Here is a 17,371-nt window from a genome sequence, read left to right on the forward strand (position 1 = left end):
TGGGACCCTGGGCAACGTGAATCGCGCCCCCGAGCGAGGACGAACTGATCCGTCGGCTGACCGCTATCGCCGCGGCGAGCGCCGGACCAGCGCCGAACCGCTCGCGGCTGCCTGGGAACCCGACGGCACGGCCCAGCACCGCAGACCCCGCAAGCGCGGCGGCGTGAAGAAGCTCGTCTCCAACTACGGGTGGCGCATCTACGCGATCCCGGTCCTGCTCGTGCTGACCGCGCTGGTGGTGCTCGACACGGTGCAGCCGAAGACGCCCCCGGCAGGTGGGGCGGCCGACAACCGGGCCGACACGTCCACCTCCACGCCGGAGGTGCCTCCGGCGGAGGTGCAGGCCCAGAAGCCGAAGCTGGACATCCCCACCGCCGAACTGCCGGCCGGACCGGCGTTCTCCGAGAACGGCGTCGGCACCTGGCGGGCGATCGCGGGCGGCGGGGCCAGGGTGGGCGAGGGCAACGCGCGGACGTTCCGCAAGTACGCCATCGCCATCGAGGACGGCGTGCAGCCCGCCGACTACAACAACGACGACGCGGCGTTCGCGCGGACCGTCGAGGGGATCCTGTCCGACCCGCGCAGCTGGATCGGCACCAAGCAGGTCGCGCTGCAGCGGGTCGAGGCGAACCAGAACCCGGACTTCGTCGTGAGCCTGACCACCACGAAGACGACGCACACCATCTGCGGCCGGGAGATCCCGTTCGAGACGTCGTGCTACGACAAGCCGAGCAAGCGGGTCGTCATCAACGTCGCCCGCTGGGTGCGCGGGGCGATGGCTTACGGGTCCGACATCCCCGGCTACCGGACCTACGTGATCAACCACGAGGTCGGCCACGCGCTGGGCAACAACCACGCGGCGTGTGCGGAGAACGACGCACCGGCGCCGGTGATGATGCAGCAGACGTTCGGCGTGGCGAACAACTTCGTGTCGCAGCTCAACGCGGGTCAGGACGTGGTGCCCGCGGACGGCAAGATCTGCAAGCCGAACCCGTTTCCCGCTGGCTGAGACGGCTTTCCAACCGGGAAGAGTCCAGGCAGGGTAGACGTTGTCTCGGACACGGAGACATTCGTCGAGGAGGACCAGCATGGCGCTTCCGCCGCTCGTTGAGCCAGCCGCGGAGCTGACCAAGGAAGAAGTCGCGCGCTACAGCCGGCACCTGATCATCCCGGACGTCGGGGTGGACGGGCAGAAGCGGCTGAAGAACGCGAAGGTGCTCGTCGTCGGCGCGGGCGGCCTGGGCAGCCCGGCACTGCTGTACCTGGCCGCGGCCGGGGTCGGCACGCTCGGCGTCGTCGACTTCGACGTCGTGGACGAGTCGAACCTGCAGCGTCAGGTCATTCACGGCCAGTCCGACGTCGGCCGCCCCAAGGCGGAGTCCGCACGCGACTCGGTCGCCGAGATCAACCCGTTCGTGAAGGTCGTGCTGCACCAGACGCATCTCAACTCCGAGAACGCGCTGGAGATCTTCCGCGACTACGACCTGATCCTGGACGGCACCGACAACTTCGCCACGCGCTACCTGGTGAACGATGCCGCGGTGCTGCTGGGCAAGCCGTACGTGTGGGGCTCGATCTTCCGGTTCGAGGGCCAGGTCAGCGTCTTCTGGGAGGACGCGCCGGACGGCCAGGGCCTGAACTACCGCGACCTCTACCCGGAGCCGCCGCCTCCCGGCATGGTCCCCTCCTGCGCCGAGGGTGGCGTGCTGGGCGTGCTGTGCGCGTCGATCGGCTCGATCATGGTGACCGAGGCGATCAAGCTGCTCACGGGCATCGGCGACCCGCTGCTGGGCCGTCTGATGGTCTACGACGCGCTGGAGATGTCGTACCGGACCATCAAGATCCGCAAGGACCCGGAGTCCCCGAAGATCACCGAGCTGATCGACTACGAGGCGTTCTGCGGGGTCGTGTCCACGGACGCGCAGCAGGCGGCCGCGGGCAACACGATCACGCCGCTCGAGCTCAAGCACAAGCAGGAGTCCGGTGAGGACTTCCTGCTGGTGGACGTGCGCGAGCCGCACGAGTTCGAGATCGTCCGGATCCCCGGTTCGGTGCTGATCCCGAAGGACAAGATCCTGTCCGGCGAGGCGTTCTCGGAACTGCCGCAGGACAAGCCGTTGGTGCTGCACTGCAAGTCCGGTGCACGCTCGGCGGAGGCGCTCGCGGCGCTGCACAAGGCGGGCTTCTCCGACGCCGTGCACGTCGGTGGCGGTGTGCTGGCCTGGGCCCGCGAAGTCGACCCCAGCCTGCCGACGTACTAACGAGACTGGGCTGTTCGGGTGGTGGTGTGGAAAAGCCGCGTGTCGCGGTCCACCACCCGGACGGTCTAGCCAGGTAGCGTGCGCGATCGTGACCCGGTCCCCCGAACCGCCCCCAGCGCACGTGCGTGCGGCGTTCGGGGCACGTGACGCCGAACCAGAGCTCATCGACGGTGGCCCTGCGTGGCGGTGCGCCGACGCCACCATCCGGCCGGCGCCCAAGCCGGCCGAGGCCACCTGGATCGCCAAGACCCTCGACGGTCTGGACGTGCCGAACCTGCGCGTCGGCAGACCGTTGCGCTCGACCGACGGCCGCTACGTCGTCGGCGGCTGGTCGGCCACCAAGTTCCTCGCCGGCCGTGCCGAGGCACGTCACGACGAGGTCATCGCGGTCGCGCAACGACTCCACCAGGCCACGGCCGAGCTGCCGAAACCCCGGTTCCTGGAGACGCGGACCGACGTGTTCGCCGTCGCCGACCGCAAGGCGTGGGGAGAGGAGGACGTGCCGCTCGACGCCGACCTCGGCGGCAGGCTGTTCGACCTGCTGAAGGACGTGCAGAAGCCGATCAACCTCAAGCCGCAGGTCGTGCACGGTGACCTGTTCGGCAACGTGCTGTTCGCCGGGGACGCGCAGCCCGCCGTCATCGACTTCACCGCGTACTGGCGCCCCGCCGAGTGGGCCGCCGCGGTGATCGCCGTGGACGCCGTCGCGTGGGGTGGCGCGGACTCCGGTCTGCTGCACCGGTGGAGTCACCAGGCCGAGTGGGAGCAGATGCTGCTGCGCGCGACTTTGTTCCGTCTGGCCGTGCACGCCCTGCACCCGTTGTCAACATCACAGTCCTTTGCGGGCTTGGAACGAGCTGCTCACCAGGTCACCGCACTGCTGTGAGCGGGTCATTTTCCATCGACGAAACATTTCAGAGCATCGGGTTAACGCGGGCTTCTTAGCGTCAGCTGCGTGACCCATTGCCCCTACTGCGCGCTGCAGTGCTCCATGAGCGTCATCGACGGCCAGGTGACTCCTGGTCCCGGTGGGCTGTGCCAGAAGGGCTGGACGGCGGGGGAGCTCCTGCGCCATCCGTCCCGCCTCACCACGCCGCTGCTGCACGGCTCGCCGGTGTCGTGGGACGAGGCGCTGGACTTCGTGGCCTCCCGGATCCGGTCGTACGAGCCCGACGAGGTCGCCGTGTTCGGCGGTGGCGGGCTCACCAACGAGAAGGCGTACCTGCTCGGCAAGTTCGCGCGCGTCGCCCTGAAGACCTCGCAGATCGACTACAACGGCCGGTTCTGCATGTCGTCGGCGGCCGCGGCGGGCAACAAGGCGTTCGGACTGGACCGCGGTCTGCCGTTCCCGCTGACCGACCTGCGGTCCGCCGACACGATCATGCTGGCCGGCTCGAACCCGGCCGAGACCATGCCGCCGTTCCTGCGGCACCTGGAGGGCGCGCGGCTGATCGTCATCGACCCGCGCCGCACGCCGACCGCCGAGCGCGCCACGTTGCACCTGCAGCCCGCGCCGGGCACGGATCTCGCGCTCGCGCTGGGGTTGCTGCACACGGCCGTGATCGAGGGCGTGATCGACAAGGAGTACATCTCCGAGCGGACCTCGGGCTTCGACGACGCCTGGCGGATCGCCGCGCGGTGGTGGCCGGAGCACACCGAACGCGTCACGGGTGTCTCGGCCGCTGATCAGCGCGCTGCCGTGCACATGCTGGCCGGGCGGTCCTACATCCTCAGCGGGCGAGGCACCGAGCAGCACGCCTCGGGCACCGACAACGTGTCGGCGTGGATCAACCTCGCGCTGGCGCTGGGACTGCCGGGGCGCACCGGGTCCGGTTACGGCTGCCTGACGGGGCAGGGCAACGGGCAGGGCGGGCGTGAGCACGGGCAGAAGGCCGACCAGCTGCCCGGTTACCGCAAGCTCGACGATCCGGTGGCGCGCAAGCACATCATGGAGGTCTGGGGCGTCGACTGGCTGCCAGGACCGGGCCGCAGCGCGTACGAGCTGCTGGACGCGGACGACCTCAAGGCGATGCTGGTGTTCGGCAGCAACCCGGTGGTGTCCGCGCCTCGGGCCTCCGGTGTCGCCGATCGGTTGAAGGCGCTGGACCTGTTGGTGGTGGCGGACTTCGTGATGTCCGAGACCGCCGCGATGGCCGACGTCGTGTTCCCGGTGACGCAGTGGGCCGAGGAAGACGGCACGATGACCAACCTCGAAGGCCGGATCATCAGGCGCCGCAAGGCACTCGACCCGCCCGCGGGTGTGCGCAGCGACCTGGAGCTGATCAACGGCCTGGCTTCTCGCCTGGGGGCCACCGGGTTCTCCACCGAGCCGCGGGTCGTGTTCGACGAACTGCGCCGCGCGTCGAAGGGCGGCCTGTCCGACTACTCCGGCATCACCTACGAGCGGCTGGAGTCCGAGCAGCTGCACTGGCCGGTGCCGTCCGTCGACCATCCCGGCACGCCAAGGCTTTTCCTCGACCGGTTCGCGCACCCCGACGGGCTGGCGCGGTTCGTCCCGGTCGACCACCGCGGCCCCGCCGAGCCGCCGGACGACGAGTTCCCGTTGCAGGCCACCACCGGACGGGTGCTGCAGCACTACCAGTCCGGCGCGCAGACGCGGCTGGTCGGCGAGTTGATGAAGGCAGTTCCCGAGATGTACGTGGAAATGCACCCGGACACGGCTTCGCGGGCCGGTCTCGCCTCCGGCGAGCCGGCACACGTCGTGTCCAGGCGAGGAACGGTGACGGCGGTCGTGCGGTGCGTGCCGAGCATGCGGGCCGACGCGGTGTTCCTGCCGTTCCACTTTCCCGGTGACGGGCGGGCGAACCTGCTCACCAACCCCGCGCTCGATCCCACGAGCCGGATGCCCGAGTTCAAGGTGTGCGCGGTGCGATTGGAGCGGGTATGCGACGAGTCGTGATCGTTGGCTACGGCATGGCGGGCGCACGGTTGGCCGATGAGCTGCGCCGCCGTGACCAGGACATTTCCATCACCATCGTGGGTGCGGAACCGCACGCCGCGTACAACCGGGTGCTGTTGTCGACGGTCGTGGCGGGGTCGATGACGCCGGCGTCGACACGACTGCACGACGAGAAGTGGGCCGCCGACCACAACATCGACCTCCGCCTAGGCCACGAGGTCGTCTCGCTCGACCGATCGTCACGCACCGTGACCGTTGAGTGCACGCGGGGAGCTTTCGTTCGCTCTGACAGCACGGAAGGGCCCCGCGTGAGCCTGCCGTACGACGCGTTGGTGCTCGCGACGGGCAGTACGCCGTGGGTGCCGCCTGCCGAGGGGTTGCTGGAGGACGGTCAGCTGGCGGCCGGCGTGGTGGCGTTTCGCACCCTCGACGACTGCGCCGAGATCGAGGCCAAGGCCCACAAGGGCGCGCCGGTGGTCGTGTTGGGCGGCGGGCTGCTGGGCATCGAGGCCGCCCGCGGGCTCGCCGGGCGCGGCTGCCTGGTCACCGTCGTCCACCCCGTCGGTCACCTCATGGAACGTCAGCTCGACTCCGGCGCCGGCGGTGTTCTCGCCCGCACCCTCGGCCAGCTCGGCATCGAGTTCCGCCTGAACGCGCTGGCCGCCAAGTACCTGCCCGGTGACGGTCTGGTCCTCGACGACGGCACGCACGTCCCCGCCGAACTCGTCGTGGTCTCCGCGGGTGTGCGCGCCGAGACGTCGTTGGCCGTCAAGGCGGGCCTGGAGGTCGACCGCGGGATCATCGTCGACGACGCCCTGCGCACCAGCGACCCGCGCATCCACGCCATCGGTGACTGCGCCCAGCACCCCGGCACGGTCTCCGGCCTGGTGCAGCCCGCGTGGGACCAGGCCGCCGTGCTCGCGGACCGCCTGACCGGCTCGAACCCGGCCTCCAGGTACCGCGGCACGTCCGTCGTCACCCGGCTGAAGGCTCGTGACATCGACCTGGCGGCGCTGGGCGACGTGCACACCGAGGTGGACTGCCCGGACTCGGAAGTCCTGTGCTTCCAGGAACCCTCGCGCGGCCGCTACGCCAAGCTCGTGCTGCGCGACGACCGGGTGGCCGGCGCGATCGTCATCGGCGCACCCGATGCCGCTGCCACCATCACCCAGCTCTACGACCGCGGCATCCCCGCGCCGACGGACCGCCTGGCACTGCTGCTGGGGCGTGCGTTGCCGGCCGAAGCCGCGTCGCCGGCCGATCTGCCGTCCAGCGCGGTGATCTGCCGGTGCAACACCGTTTCCAAGGGACAGATCGTCTCGGCCTGGCGGGCGGGCGCGGAAACCGTTCCGCAGCTGGCGGAGGCGACCAGGGCGACCACGGGCTGTGGTGGGTGCAAGGACGCTGTGTGCGGGTTGCTGGACTGGCTCGGAGCCTCACAGCCCGCCTCGGCGTGATGTGCGGGGGAGTTGCCTCCGCCGTCATCGGCCAGAACCGCTCGGTAATCCGAGCTTCCTAACTTTTCCGGCAGTCGCCGAACCCGTGTGGAGGACATTCATGAGCCGCTGGATCGAGCACTGGGAGCCGGAGAAGCCCGAGTTCTGGGAGAGCACCGGCAAGCGGATCGCACGCAAGAACCTGGCGCTGAGCATCTTCGCCGAGAACCTCGGGTTCAGCGTGTGGGTGCTGATGAGCATTGTCGTCGTCAGCCTCGGCTCGGTCGGGTTCAACTTCAGCGTGGGGCAGCAGTTCTGGCTGCTGATCGTTCCGAACCTGGTCGGCGCGGTGCTGCGGGTGCCCTACACGTTCGCGGTGCCGAAGTTCGGCGGGCGGGCGTGGACCACGATCAGCGCCGGGCTGCTGCTGATCCCGACCACGATGCTGGCCTACGCGGTGGCCACGCCGGGCACGCCCTACTGGTTCTTCCTGCTCACCTCGGCCGCGATGGGCCTGGGCGGTGGCAACTTCTCGTCCTCGATGGCGAACATCTCGTTCTTCTACCCGGAGGGCAAGAAGGGCCTGGCGCTCGGCATGAACGCCGCCGGTGGCAACCTCGGTGTCGCGGTCACGCAGCTCATCGTGCCGATCGTGATCACCATCGGCACCGGGGTCCACCTCGCCTACGCGGCGCTGATCTGGATGCCGTTCATCGTGGTCGCCACGACCTGCGCGTGGTTCTTCATGGACAGCCTGACGCAGGCCAAGCCGGACGGGCAGTCCTACAAGCTGGCGCTGTCGAACCAGCACACCTGGGTGATGTCGTTCCTGTACATCGGCACGTTCGGCTCGTTCATCGGATTCTCGTTCGCGTTCCCGTCGCTGATCAAGATCAGCTTCGTCGACTACAAGAGCTGGGTGGCGCTCGCGTTCCTCGGCGCGCTGATCGGCTCGGTGGCCCGTCCGTTCGGTGGCTGGATGGCCGACCGGATCGGTGGCGCGAAGGTGACGCTCGGCACGTTCGTCGGCCTCGGGATCGGCACCATCGGCGTGATCGTCAGTGTCGACTCGAAGAACTTCGCACTGTTCTTCGGCTCGTTCATCGCGCTCTTCATCCTGGCGGGCGTGGGCAACGGCTCGACCTACCGGATGATTCCCGCGATCTTCCGCACCCAGGTGGACGACGACAAGTCGGCCAAGCGCCAGGCCGCCGCGGTGGTCGGCATCGCGGGCGCGATCGGCGCCGCCGGTGGTGTGCTGGTGAACCTCGTCTTCAAGTTCTCGCTCGAAGGCTCGAAGACCCTGACCCCCGCGCTGACCGCGTTCCTGGTGTTCTACGGGGTCTGCGTCGCCACGACGTGGTGGTTCTACCTGCGGCGCACCGTGTTTGCGGAGCGGCCGTCGCTCGCCTACGCGGGCGTGTGACGCACATCGCTCTGAGCTGCGAAGAGAGTTTCCTTTAACAACCGCGAAATATTGCGGACCTTGGGATGACACGCCGCCCGGTGAGCATACCGGGCGAAGGAGGTTTGCCCGATGACCCAGACCTTGGTCGTGATCGGTAACGGCATGGTGGGCCACCGGCTCGTCGAGATCCTCCGTGACTCGTCGTGGCGGATCGTGGTGTTCGGCGAGGAATCCCGGCCCGCCTACGACCGTGTCGCGCTGTCGTCCTATGTGGACACCTGGAGTTCCGCCGATCTGGAGCTCGCGCCGTTGACCGGCTGCGAGCTCCGGCTCGGCGAGAAGGCCGTGTCCGTCGACCGGGAGCGCCGCGTTGTCGTGGGCGCTTCCGGCATTGAAGTCACGTACGACGCGCTGGTGCTGGCCACCGGCTCGGTGCCGTTCGTGCCGCCGGTTCCCGGTCGTGATCTGCCCGGTTGCCACGTCTACCGGACCATCGACGACCTGGACGAGATCCGGAAGACCGTGCAGGCCGCTGACCGGCCCGGCCGGCACTCCGGCATGGTGCTCGGCGGTGGCCTCCTCGGGTTGGAGGCGGCCAACGCGTTGCGCGGCATGGGCGTCTCGCCGCACGTCGTCGAGCTGGCGCCGCGGCTGATGCCGATCCAGGTGGACGAAGGCGGTGCCGGACTGCTGAAGCGGCTGGTCGAGAAGCTCGACCTGACCGTGCACACCGGGACTTCCGCGAACTCCATCGAACGTGATGGCACCCGGTTGATCGCCAAGCTGGCCAACGGACTCGAACTCGACCTCGACGTCGTGGTGTTCAGCGCCGGCATCCGGCCGCGGACCGATCTGGATCTGGGGCTGGAACTGGGGCCGCGCGGTGGGTACCTGGTCGACGCCGCCTGCCGGACCGCTGATCCGCGGGTGTTCGCGATCGGTGAGTGCGCTGCCGTCGAAGGTGTGGCGTACGGGCTGGTCGCTCCCGGTTACGCGATGGCCGAGGTGGTCGCGGACCAGATCTCCGGTGGCACTCGGGTGTTCCCCGGCGCGGACGTCTCCACGAAGCTGAAGCTGCTCGGTGTGGACGTGGCGTCGTTCGGCGACGCGCACGCGGTCACCGAGGGCGCGCTGGAAGTCGTGGTGAACAACGCCGTTGCGGGCACCTACAGCAAGCTCGTGGTGTCGGACGACGCTCGCACCCTGCTGGGTGGCGTGCTGGTCGGTGACGCGTCGGCGTACCCGTCGCTGCGACCGTTGGTGGGCAAAGAAGTCCCGGCCGCGCTGCTGCAGCCTGGTGGCGCGGTGGACGTGGAGATGCCCGCGGACGCGCAGGTCTGCTCCTGTCACGCGGTCACCAAGCAGACGATCACCGACGCGATCCAGTCCGGTGTGGCGTGTGACGTCGCCGAGCTGAAGGCCTGCACCAAGGCGGGTACGGGCTGCGGCTCGTGCGTGCCGATGCTGAAGAAGCTCCTGACGGACTGCGGTGTCGAGCAGTCCAAGGCGCTGTGCGAGCACTTCACGTACTCGCGGGCGGAGCTGTTCGAGATCGTTCGCGCGACTCGGATCACCACGTTCACGGCGTTGGTCGAGAAGCACGGCAGCGGCCGTGGTTGCGACATCTGCAAGCCCGCGGTGGCCTCGATCCTGGCGTCGCTGAACAACGGGCACATCCTGGGCGAGACCCAGGTCTCGTTGCAGGACACCAACGACAAGTTCCTGGCGAACCTGCAGCGCAACGGCACGTACTCGGTCGTGCCGCGCATCCCCGGCGGTGAGATCACGCCGGAGAAGCTGATCGTCATCGGTGAGGTCGCTCGCGACTACGGTCTCTACACGAAGATCACCGGCGGGCAGCGCATCGACCTGTTCGGTGCGACCGTCGACCAGCTGCCGGAGATCTGGCGGCGTCTGGTCGATGCTGGCTTCGAGTCCGGTCACGCGTACGGCAAGGCGTTGCGCACGGTGAAGTCCTGCGTCGGCACGACCTGGTGTCGTTACGGCGTGCAGGATTCCGTCGGCCTCGCCATCGAGCTGGAACTGCGCTACCGCGGTCTGCGTTCGCCGCACAAGCTCAAGTCGGCCGTTTCCGGTTGTGCGCGTGAGTGTGCGGAGGCGCGCGGCAAGGACTTCGGCGTGATCGCCACCGAGAACGGCTGGAACCTCTACGTCGGCGGCAACGGTGGTTTCACGCCGCGCCACGCGGATCTGCTTGTGTCCGATGTGGACACCGCGGAACTGATCAAGATCATCGACCGGTTCCTGATGTTCTACATCCGCACCGCCGACCGCCTGCAGCGCACGTCGGCGTGGCTGGAAGGGCTCGACGGCGGGCTCGAGCACCTGCGCGAGGTCGTCGTGGACGACAAGCTCGGCATCTGCGCCGAGCTGGAAGCCGCGATGGAGTCGCACGTGTCCGACTACGCCGACGAGTGGCGTGGCGTGCTGGAGGACCCGGAGAAGCTGGCGCGGTTCACGTCGTTCGTCAACGCGCCCGGCACCCCGGATCCCACGATCTCGTTCCGCGCTGAGCGTGGTCAGCGCGTTCCCGTCCAGCTCGGAATTCCGGAGGTCGTCAGGTGACCGTTGTCTGTGACTTCGACATGTTGCGGCCCGAGCAGGGTGTGGCCGCGCTGCTGCCCAACGGCTCGCAGGTGGCGGTGTTCCTGACCGCGGACGGCTCCTTGCACGCGTTGGACAACATCGATCCGTTCAGCGGTGCCGCGGTGTTGTCACGCGGCATCGTGGGCGATCGCGGTGGGGTCCCCGTCGTGGTGTCGCCGGTGTACAAGCAGGCCTTCGAGCTGGCCACCGGCAAGTGCCTGGACGAGCCTTCGGTGTCCGTTGCGGTGCATCCGGTGCGTGTGCGTGATGGCGTAGTGGAGGTGACATGACCGGACCGCTGGCGGGCTTCACCATCGGCGTCACCGCGGCCCGCCGCGCCGACGAACTGATCGCCATGCTGGAACGCAAGGGCGCCTCCGTCATCCACGGTCCGGCGATCCGGATCCTGCCGCTGCCTGACGACGCCGACCTGCACGAGGCCACGTCGAGGCTGGTGTCCGCGCCGGTCGACGTCGTGGTCGCCACCACCGCGATCGGTTTCCGCGGTTGGTTCGAAGCAGCTGAGGGGTGGGGACTGGCCAGCCGTCTGCACCGCGCTCTGGAGGGCGCCGTGGTGCTGCCACGCGGCCCGAAGGCCAAGGGCGCGGTACGGGCGGCAGGGCTGGTCGAAGCGTGGTCGCCGTCGTCCGAGTCGAACGCCGAACTCCTGCAGTACCTGCTGCGGATGGGGGTGTCGGGCAAGCGGGTCGCCGTCCAGTTGCACGGTGAGCCGTTGCCGGACTTCGTCAACACACTGCGCGCCGCAGGTGCCGACGTCGTGGAGATCCCCGTGTACCGGTGGGAGCCACCGGCGGACATGGGGCCGTTGCACCGCCTGATCGACGCGGTCCTGGGCGGCCAGGTGGACGCGCTGACGTTCACCAGCGCTCCAGCCGCGTCTTCGGTGCTGCGGACCGCCGGCCCGCGCCACGGGGACCTGGTCTCGATGTTGCGGCGCGAAGTGCTGGTGGTAGGCGTCGGTGCGATCACCGCCGGCCCGTTGGTGGCCGCCGGCATTCCGGTGGTGCAGCCGGCGCGCTCGCGGATCGGGTCGATGGTGCGCGAACTGGCCGTGGAGCTGCCGGCCCGTGCCACCCGGTTGCGGATCGCGTCGCGGGACATGGAGATGCGAGCCCAGGCCGTCGTGATCGACGGCGAACTGCGCCCCGTCGCGCCGGCGCCGATGGCGGTGCTGCGGACGTTGGTGGCGGCGCGCGGCCGGGTCGTGTCCCGGCAGGATCTGTTGGCTGCCTTGCCTTCCGGTGGCGAGGAGCACGCCGTCGAGACCGCCATCGGGCGGCTGCGGACCGCGTTGGGGTCGCCGCAGATGGTGTGCACGGTTGTGAAGCGCGGTTATCGGCTAGCTATGGAGCCCGCATGAAACTGGTGTTGGCGTTTCACGGCACGCGGGATCCGCGTGGGCCGGTGGTGTGCTCGGAGATCGCTGCTCTGGTGCAGGAGTCGGTGGACGTACCGGTCGAGGTCGCCTATGCCGACGTCCGGCAACCCGACGTCCGGTCCGTTGTGGACGGTCCGTGCATCGTGGTCCCGGTGTTCCTGGCCTCCGGTTACCACGTGCGCAAGGACATTCCCGAGCAGATCGGTCTGCGTCCGGACGTGGTGCTGACGTCGCCCTTGGGGTTGGACGCGGTGCCCGCGGTGCGGGATCGGTTGCGGGAAGCAGGTTTCCGTCGCGGCGACGCAGTGGTGCTCGCCGCGGCGGGTTCGTCCGACCCTCGGGCGCTGGCTGATGTTCGGCGCGCGGCTTCGCTGTTGGGAGCGTCCGCGGTGGGGTACGTGGCGACCGCGACGCCCCGCGTGCCCGACGTGGTTGCCGATCTCGCGGCCGGGCTGCGGGGGCGCCGCGTTGCCGTGGCCTCGTGGCTCCTGGCACCGGGGGCATTCCACGGGTCGCTGGCCGAGTGCGGCGCGGACGTCGTGTCCGAACCGATCGGGGCGCATCCTCTTGTGGTCGATGCGTTGTTGCGCAAGTACTACGAGGCTCGGGCTGGGTTGCTGAAATCAGCTTGAGGCCGGCGCTGGTCCGGTCTCAAGGGAACTGTTCCACTGCGCGGTTTGTTCGTGGTTGAGGACGGCTGGGGACCGGGCGTGCGGGTTGCGAGACGCGGCTCGTGTGGGTGGTCGGCTTGCGTTGGGCGTGTTGCGTCTAGGACTCGGGGCTCCGCCCCGGACCCCGCCAATCTGATCAAGAACCGGGCCAGCGCCGCACGCGGGTTGATGGCACGCCTGTTGCTTTCGGCGGCCGCCTGTTTCGTAGTTTGGGTGCGTTGGTGGGGTGGTTCCGTCACGAGCCGAGCCAGGGCAAGAGCTGTGTCACGACTCGTGACGGAATCACCCCACCCGATACGCATGCTAAGGACAAGGACGGCTCGGCTTCGCCTTCGCGTCGGGCTCGACTTCCGATGTCTCACAAAGCGGCAGCTGCCTCGGCGATGAGTTCCATCGACTCGCCGTCTCTGAGCGCCAGGTTCCGCAACGCCGTGAACCTCTGCGACACCTGCTCGATCTTGGCGGGTTCCTCCACGTATTCGCTCCGCAGGAACGTGTCGAGGTAGACGATGTCGTTGTGCTGGCGGTGCGGGAAGCTCAGCCACGTGAAGGGACAGCCCGTCGCCGGATACGTCCCCGGCACGACCCGGAGGCTGACGTTCGGCTGCTCGCTCACCTGTATGAGACGAAGCAACTGCGCCTTCATCAGCCGTGGTCCAACCACGACCTGCCGCAACATCGCCTCCGGGAACACCGCTTCTCGAACGTCCCGTCGAAGCCTCGGTTCTCATCAAGGGCGCACACCGTTACGAACTCCTCTATCGCCGGGCAGCGCAGCCTGAAGCCGAATGAGGATGCCGGGAGAGCGGGTTACCAGAGGCCTTCGGCTTCTTCCTTGCGCGCGTCTTCCCAGCGGTACTCGCGGAGGTTGACCTTGCCGTCGAGGTTCGGCACGCCCTCCTCGTGCAGCAGCTGGAGTTGGGTGTCGCGCAGGTGCGGGGCGCAGGTGCCGTCGGCCTTGAGCACGCGTTGCCACGGCAGGTCGTGGCCGTCCTCGTTGAGGATGCGGCCGACCAGCCGTGGCGACGGTGCCTTGGCGAGATCGGAGATGTCGCCGTAGGTGGCGACGCGGCCGCGGGGGATGGCCTTGATGAAGTCGCGGATCCGCTCGTGGATCTCTTCGTCCATCCCCCGAGTCTAGTGCCGCGTCGCGGCTTGGTTCTGGCGCTTGCCCCGTGGATGAAGGGACCCTTCATCGACCTGAGGTGGATGAAGGGTCCCTTCATCCACAACCGGGAGCACAACTGAGCCGCGACAACCTAGCTAGATGGTCTTCGACCACTCAGAAACGACGGAGTGGTAGTCGGGGGCGTTGGGGGCGTAGTTGATGGAGTGGCCGTAGCCGTTGAGGATGTAGGTGTCCAGGCGCGGTACGGCCGGGTAGAACTGGCCTTCGTCGGCCTTCAGGGCTGCGGGGGAGGAGCAGTCGCTGCCCATGAGGGGGAGGCCCTCGCTGCAGAAGTGGGTGTCGTTGCCCACGACGATCAGGACCGGGACGTTGATGTTGCGGCTGATCGGGATGATGACGGTGTTGAGCAGGATGGTGTCGACTGCTTCGGTTGCGGCGAAGACGTCCTTGGTGGACTCGTCGAACGAGATGGCCTCGGGGACCAGCGGGCCCGGTTTGTGGAACGAGTTGTAGCGGGTGTCCGGCATCGTGGTGAGGTAGCCCGCGTCCAGGCCGGCCGGGATCATGTTGGTCAGCACGGGAACCACGGTGATGTAGTTCATCTTGTGCGTGAAGCCGGTGACGAGGACGCCGTCCACGTCGCGCCAGGTGCCTGCTTCGATCATCGCCATCGCGGAGCCGATGGAGTGGCCGGCGACGATCACCTTGGAGAAGCGCGGTTTGAGGGTCTGGATGACCTGGTGGACGGCGCTTGCCTGGGTGGAAGCGGTGACGAAGGCGCTCAGGGGTTTGGAGCTTCTGCCGGTGCCCAGGCGGTCTAGGGCCAGGGTGGCGATGCCCGCGTTGTTCTGCGCGCGGGTGAAGGAGTGGGTCGACGGTTCGAAGCCCACGTCCCAGTAGGACCTGTCGTAGGTGCCGCCGGGAATGAGGACCTGGACGGTGGTGGCGCCGCTGGGCACGCACAGTCTGGCGGCCAGGGTTTCCTGCGAGGTGACCAGCGGGGTGAGGCCCACTCGCACGGGGTAGCTGACGTCCTGGCAGGTCGTGGCGGCCGAGGCGGGGAGGGGGACGAGCAGGGTTCCGGTGGCGAGGAGCGCCGCGGCGCACAGCCGGCGGAAACGCATGGGGGAACTACCTCCAACTAGTTGCGGGGGACGGCTTTCATCAGCAGGCCGTCGGGGTACGGGGCGGACGTGAACTTCACGCGCGCCTGGCGGGTGGGGACCAGGCGCCAGCTTGCGGCGATGGTCGCGAGGGTGATGACGATCTCGGTCTGGGCGAAGACGTTGCCCAGGCACTGGCGGTTGCCGCCGCCGAACGGGATGAAGGCGCCTCGCGGGAGATCGGACACGAACTCCGGCGTCCAGCGGCCTGGGTGGAAGCGCTGTGGTTCGGGGAAGTAGCGCTCGTCGTGGTGCAGGGCGTGCGGGCTGACGATCACCTCGGCACCTGCTGGGAGAGTGACGTCGCCGAGCTGGACCTCGGTGAGGGTTCTGCGCATCACGAACCAGATCGGGTACTTCCGCAGGGTTTCCTGCACTATCTGTCCTGTGTAGACCAACGAGCCGACGTCGGCGAACGTCACGGGCCGGTCGCCCACGACGGAGTCGATCTCGGCGTGTAAGCGGTGTTCGATCTCGGGGTGTTGCCCGACCTCGTAGAGGGCCCAGGCCAGGGCGATCGCGGTGGTCTCGATGCCCGCGGTCAGCAGGGTGAGCACTTCGTCGTAGGTCTGCTGGTCGGTCATGCCCACGCCGTCCTCCTGGGCCAGCAGGAGCATCGAGAGGACGTCGCCGTGGTCGGTGCCGTCGGCGCGCCAGCTCTCGATCACCTGCAGCACAACGGCTTTCATGCGGGCGATGGCCGCGTCGAATTCCCTGTTGCCTGGAATCGGGAGCTTTTCGACGAAGGACGGCGACAGCGCGCGGATCATGCCCTGCTGGATGACCGTGAAGATGGACCGGCGGACCTCCTCGACCGCGCGTTTCCCGATCTCCGTCGAGAAGAGCGCCTCACCGACGATGGTGACCGCGAGCTCCTGCATGTCGTTCTCGATGGTGCGGATCTCGCCTGGTCGCCAGCGCGCAGCCAGCGAAGCAGCAGCACGAGCCATCGTCGAGGCATACGCTTCAATCCGTTCCCGATGGAACGCCGGCTGCATCATCCGGCGCTGTCGCAGGTGGTACTCGCCGTTCGACAGCAGCAGTCCGGTCCCCAGGTAGGGCTGGAACTTGTCGAACATCGCGCCCTTGCGGAACTTCGACCCCTGCGTCACCAGCACTTCGTGGGTCAGCGCGGGATCTGAGACGAAATACGCGTGCAGTGGACCGAGGTCCAGGCGCACCACGTCGCCGTGCTCGTGCAGCGCGTCGGTGAACTTGGCGCGCTGGGTGAGCATCGCCGGGGTGTGCCCGAGTAACGGCCAGCGGCGGGGGGCCACCGGGACGGGCATTCGGGCTCCTGGGGAGTTGGGCCGAATGGGGACGGACCACCCTAGGAGCCGTTTGGGGGAAGACGACAGTGCCTGAACGGGTGGTTCCGAGTCACTCTGATGGTTCAGCGCGTTAGCCGCTCGGGTGACTAAGCTCGTGCGTCTTCCCCCGAACGCCACGAACCGAAGAGGTGTTCTCCCGTGGCAGAGACCCAGGACTGGGTGCCGCTCGGCATCGACACGAACGTGCCGAGCATGGCCCGCGTCTACGACTACATTCTCGGCGGCGCCCACAACTTCGCCGCCGACCGGCAGGTCGGTACCCAGATCGAGAAGCTCGTGCCGGGGCTGCCCAGCGTCGCCCGGCTCAACCGGCGGTTCCTCGGCCGCGCGGTGAACTTCCTGATGGACCAGGGAATTCGTCAGTTCCTGGACATCGGTTCCGGTATCCCGACCGTCATGAACGTGCACCAGGTGGCGCAGAACCGCGACCTCGCCGCACGAATCGTGTACGTCGACAAGGACCCCGTTGCCGTTGCACACAGCCAACTGATGCTGGCTGACAACGAAAATGCTGCAATTGTGCAGGCCGACATGCGCGAGCCGGAGGCCGTGCTGTCGTCGCCCGAGGTGGCGCGCCTGTTGCGCTCCGACGAGCCGATCGGCCTGTTGATGCTGCTCATGCTGCATTGGGTGCCGGACGAGGACAGTCCGGAGAAGCTCGTCGCCCACTACCGCGACGCGCTGCCCGCCGGCAGCTTCCTCGTGATGACGCACGTCGCCAAGGACCAGATCGACGAGAGCGTCGACCAGGCCGCCGAGGTGGTGAACCGCAGCAAGAGCGCCGACCAGATGCACATGCGCACGCACGAGCAGGTCAGCGCGCTGTTCGAGGGTTTCGAACTGGTGGAGCCGGGCCTGGTCGGGTGTGGTGAGTGGCGCCCGGACGGACCTGGGGACTTCGCGGACGAGGCGTCCATGAACATGTTCTTGTACGCTGGCGTCGGTCGTAAGGACTGAAACCACCCTGTAGTGTCAAAGGATCACACTGTTGGCGCAACGGGCACCGACTGCCGGTAGGTAAACTGCCGGACACTCTCCAACCCATA

The 17,371-nt window shown here is 68.2% G+C and carries 15 protein-coding genes; 11 read left to right on the plus strand and 4 right to left on the minus strand.

Features of this window, described 5'->3' with window-relative positions; genetic code table 11:
- The first annotated feature begins 16 nt into the window (after positions 1-16).
- The 10 genes from B0F77_RS12915 to B0F77_RS12960 all read left to right on the plus strand — a co-directional run bounded on the left by B0F77_RS12915 (position 17) and on the right by B0F77_RS12960 (position 12,663).
- Positions 17-1,009, plus strand: a complete 993-nt coding sequence (locus B0F77_RS12915) for a DUF3152 domain-containing protein (protein WP_245848020.1) — start codon at positions 17-19, stop codon at positions 1,007-1,009.
- A gap of 79 nt (positions 1,010-1,088) precedes the next feature.
- Positions 1,089-2,261 carry an adenylyltransferase/sulfurtransferase MoeZ gene (moeZ, locus tag B0F77_RS12920; protein WP_086663107.1) on the plus strand — a complete coding sequence of 391 codons (1,173 nt, stop codon included), beginning with the start codon at positions 1,089-1,091 and terminating at the stop codon, positions 2,259-2,261.
- Between the two features lie 88 nt (positions 2,262-2,349).
- On the plus strand, positions 2,350-3,147 hold the full coding sequence (locus B0F77_RS12925; RefSeq protein WP_086663108.1) for a TIGR02569 family protein: 798 nt from the start codon (positions 2,350-2,352) through the stop codon (positions 3,145-3,147).
- A 105-nt stretch (positions 3,148-3,252) separates the two neighbouring features.
- A complete protein-coding gene (locus tag B0F77_RS12930; protein ID WP_086663109.1) occupies positions 3,253-5,181 on the plus strand; it encodes a molybdopterin oxidoreductase family protein in 1,929 nt (642 codons plus the stop codon).
- Positions 5,166-6,638, plus strand: a complete 1,473-nt coding sequence (locus tag B0F77_RS12935; RefSeq protein ID WP_086663110.1) for an FAD-dependent oxidoreductase — start codon at positions 5,166-5,168, stop codon at positions 6,636-6,638. Before B0F77_RS12930 ends, B0F77_RS12935 begins: the two co-directional genes overlap by 16 nt.
- Before the next feature lie 100 nt (positions 6,639-6,738).
- Positions 6,739-8,043 carry an MFS transporter gene (locus tag B0F77_RS12940; protein ID WP_086663111.1) on the plus strand — a complete coding sequence of 435 codons (1,305 nt, stop codon included), beginning with the start codon at positions 6,739-6,741 and terminating at the stop codon, positions 8,041-8,043.
- Between the two features lie 111 nt (positions 8,044-8,154).
- The gene (nirB, locus tag B0F77_RS12945; protein WP_086663112.1) at positions 8,155-10,611 is read left to right on the plus strand and encodes a nitrite reductase large subunit NirB; all 2,457 of its coding nucleotides are present in this window, start codon (positions 8,155-8,157) and stop codon (positions 10,609-10,611) included.
- A 20-nt stretch (positions 10,612-10,631) separates the two neighbouring features.
- Positions 10,632-10,922 carry a nitrite reductase small subunit NirD gene (gene nirD, locus B0F77_RS12950; RefSeq protein WP_086663139.1) on the plus strand — a complete coding sequence of 97 codons (291 nt, stop codon included), beginning with the start codon at positions 10,632-10,634 and terminating at the stop codon, positions 10,920-10,922.
- Positions 10,919-12,013, plus strand: a complete 1,095-nt coding sequence (locus tag B0F77_RS12955) for a uroporphyrinogen-III synthase (protein WP_086663113.1) — start codon at positions 10,919-10,921, stop codon at positions 12,011-12,013. The genes nirD and B0F77_RS12955 overlap by 4 nt, the downstream gene beginning before the upstream one ends.
- Positions 12,010-12,663 (plus strand): sirohydrochlorin chelatase, encoded by a 654-nt coding sequence (locus B0F77_RS12960; RefSeq protein WP_086663114.1) that lies wholly within the window; start codon positions 12,010-12,012, stop codon positions 12,661-12,663. Before B0F77_RS12955 ends, B0F77_RS12960 begins: the two co-directional genes overlap by 4 nt.
- A gap of 397 nt (positions 12,664-13,060) precedes the next feature.
- On the opposite strand, the gene B0F77_RS12965 is transcribed toward B0F77_RS12960, so the two are convergent.
- The 4 genes from B0F77_RS12965 to B0F77_RS12980 form a co-directional block, all read right to left on the minus strand.
- On the minus strand, positions 13,061-13,381 hold the full coding sequence (locus tag B0F77_RS12965; protein ID WP_342746794.1) for a Scr1 family TA system antitoxin-like transcriptional regulator: 321 nt from the start codon (positions 13,379-13,381) through the stop codon (positions 13,061-13,063).
- Between the two features lie 131 nt (positions 13,382-13,512).
- Positions 13,513-13,830 carry an MGMT family protein gene (locus tag B0F77_RS12970; protein WP_086663116.1) on the minus strand — a complete coding sequence of 106 codons (318 nt, stop codon included), beginning with the start codon at positions 13,828-13,830 and terminating at the stop codon, positions 13,513-13,515.
- Between the two features lie 135 nt (positions 13,831-13,965).
- Complete coding sequence (locus B0F77_RS12975) at positions 13,966-14,955, minus strand: alpha/beta hydrolase (RefSeq protein WP_086663117.1); 990 nt, start codon at positions 14,953-14,955, stop codon at positions 13,966-13,968.
- A 17-nt stretch (positions 14,956-14,972) separates the two neighbouring features.
- Positions 14,973-16,283: a cytochrome P450 gene (locus B0F77_RS12980; protein WP_086663118.1), complete on the minus strand. Its 1,311-nt coding sequence runs from the start codon at positions 16,281-16,283 to the stop codon at positions 14,973-14,975.
- A 180-nt stretch (positions 16,284-16,463) separates the two neighbouring features.
- On the opposite strand from B0F77_RS12980, the gene B0F77_RS12985 reads away from it, so the two are divergent.
- Positions 16,464-17,282 (plus strand): SAM-dependent methyltransferase, encoded by an 819-nt coding sequence (locus tag B0F77_RS12985; protein ID WP_086663119.1) that lies wholly within the window; start codon positions 16,464-16,466, stop codon positions 17,280-17,282.
- The last annotated feature ends 89 nt before the right edge of the window (positions 17,283-17,371 follow it).

Origin of the sequence: Lentzea kentuckyensis (assembly GCF_002150765.1) — a bacterium.
In the GTDB taxonomy this organism is placed as follows: Bacteria; Actinomycetota; Actinomycetes; order Mycobacteriales; family Pseudonocardiaceae; genus Lentzea; species Lentzea kentuckyensis.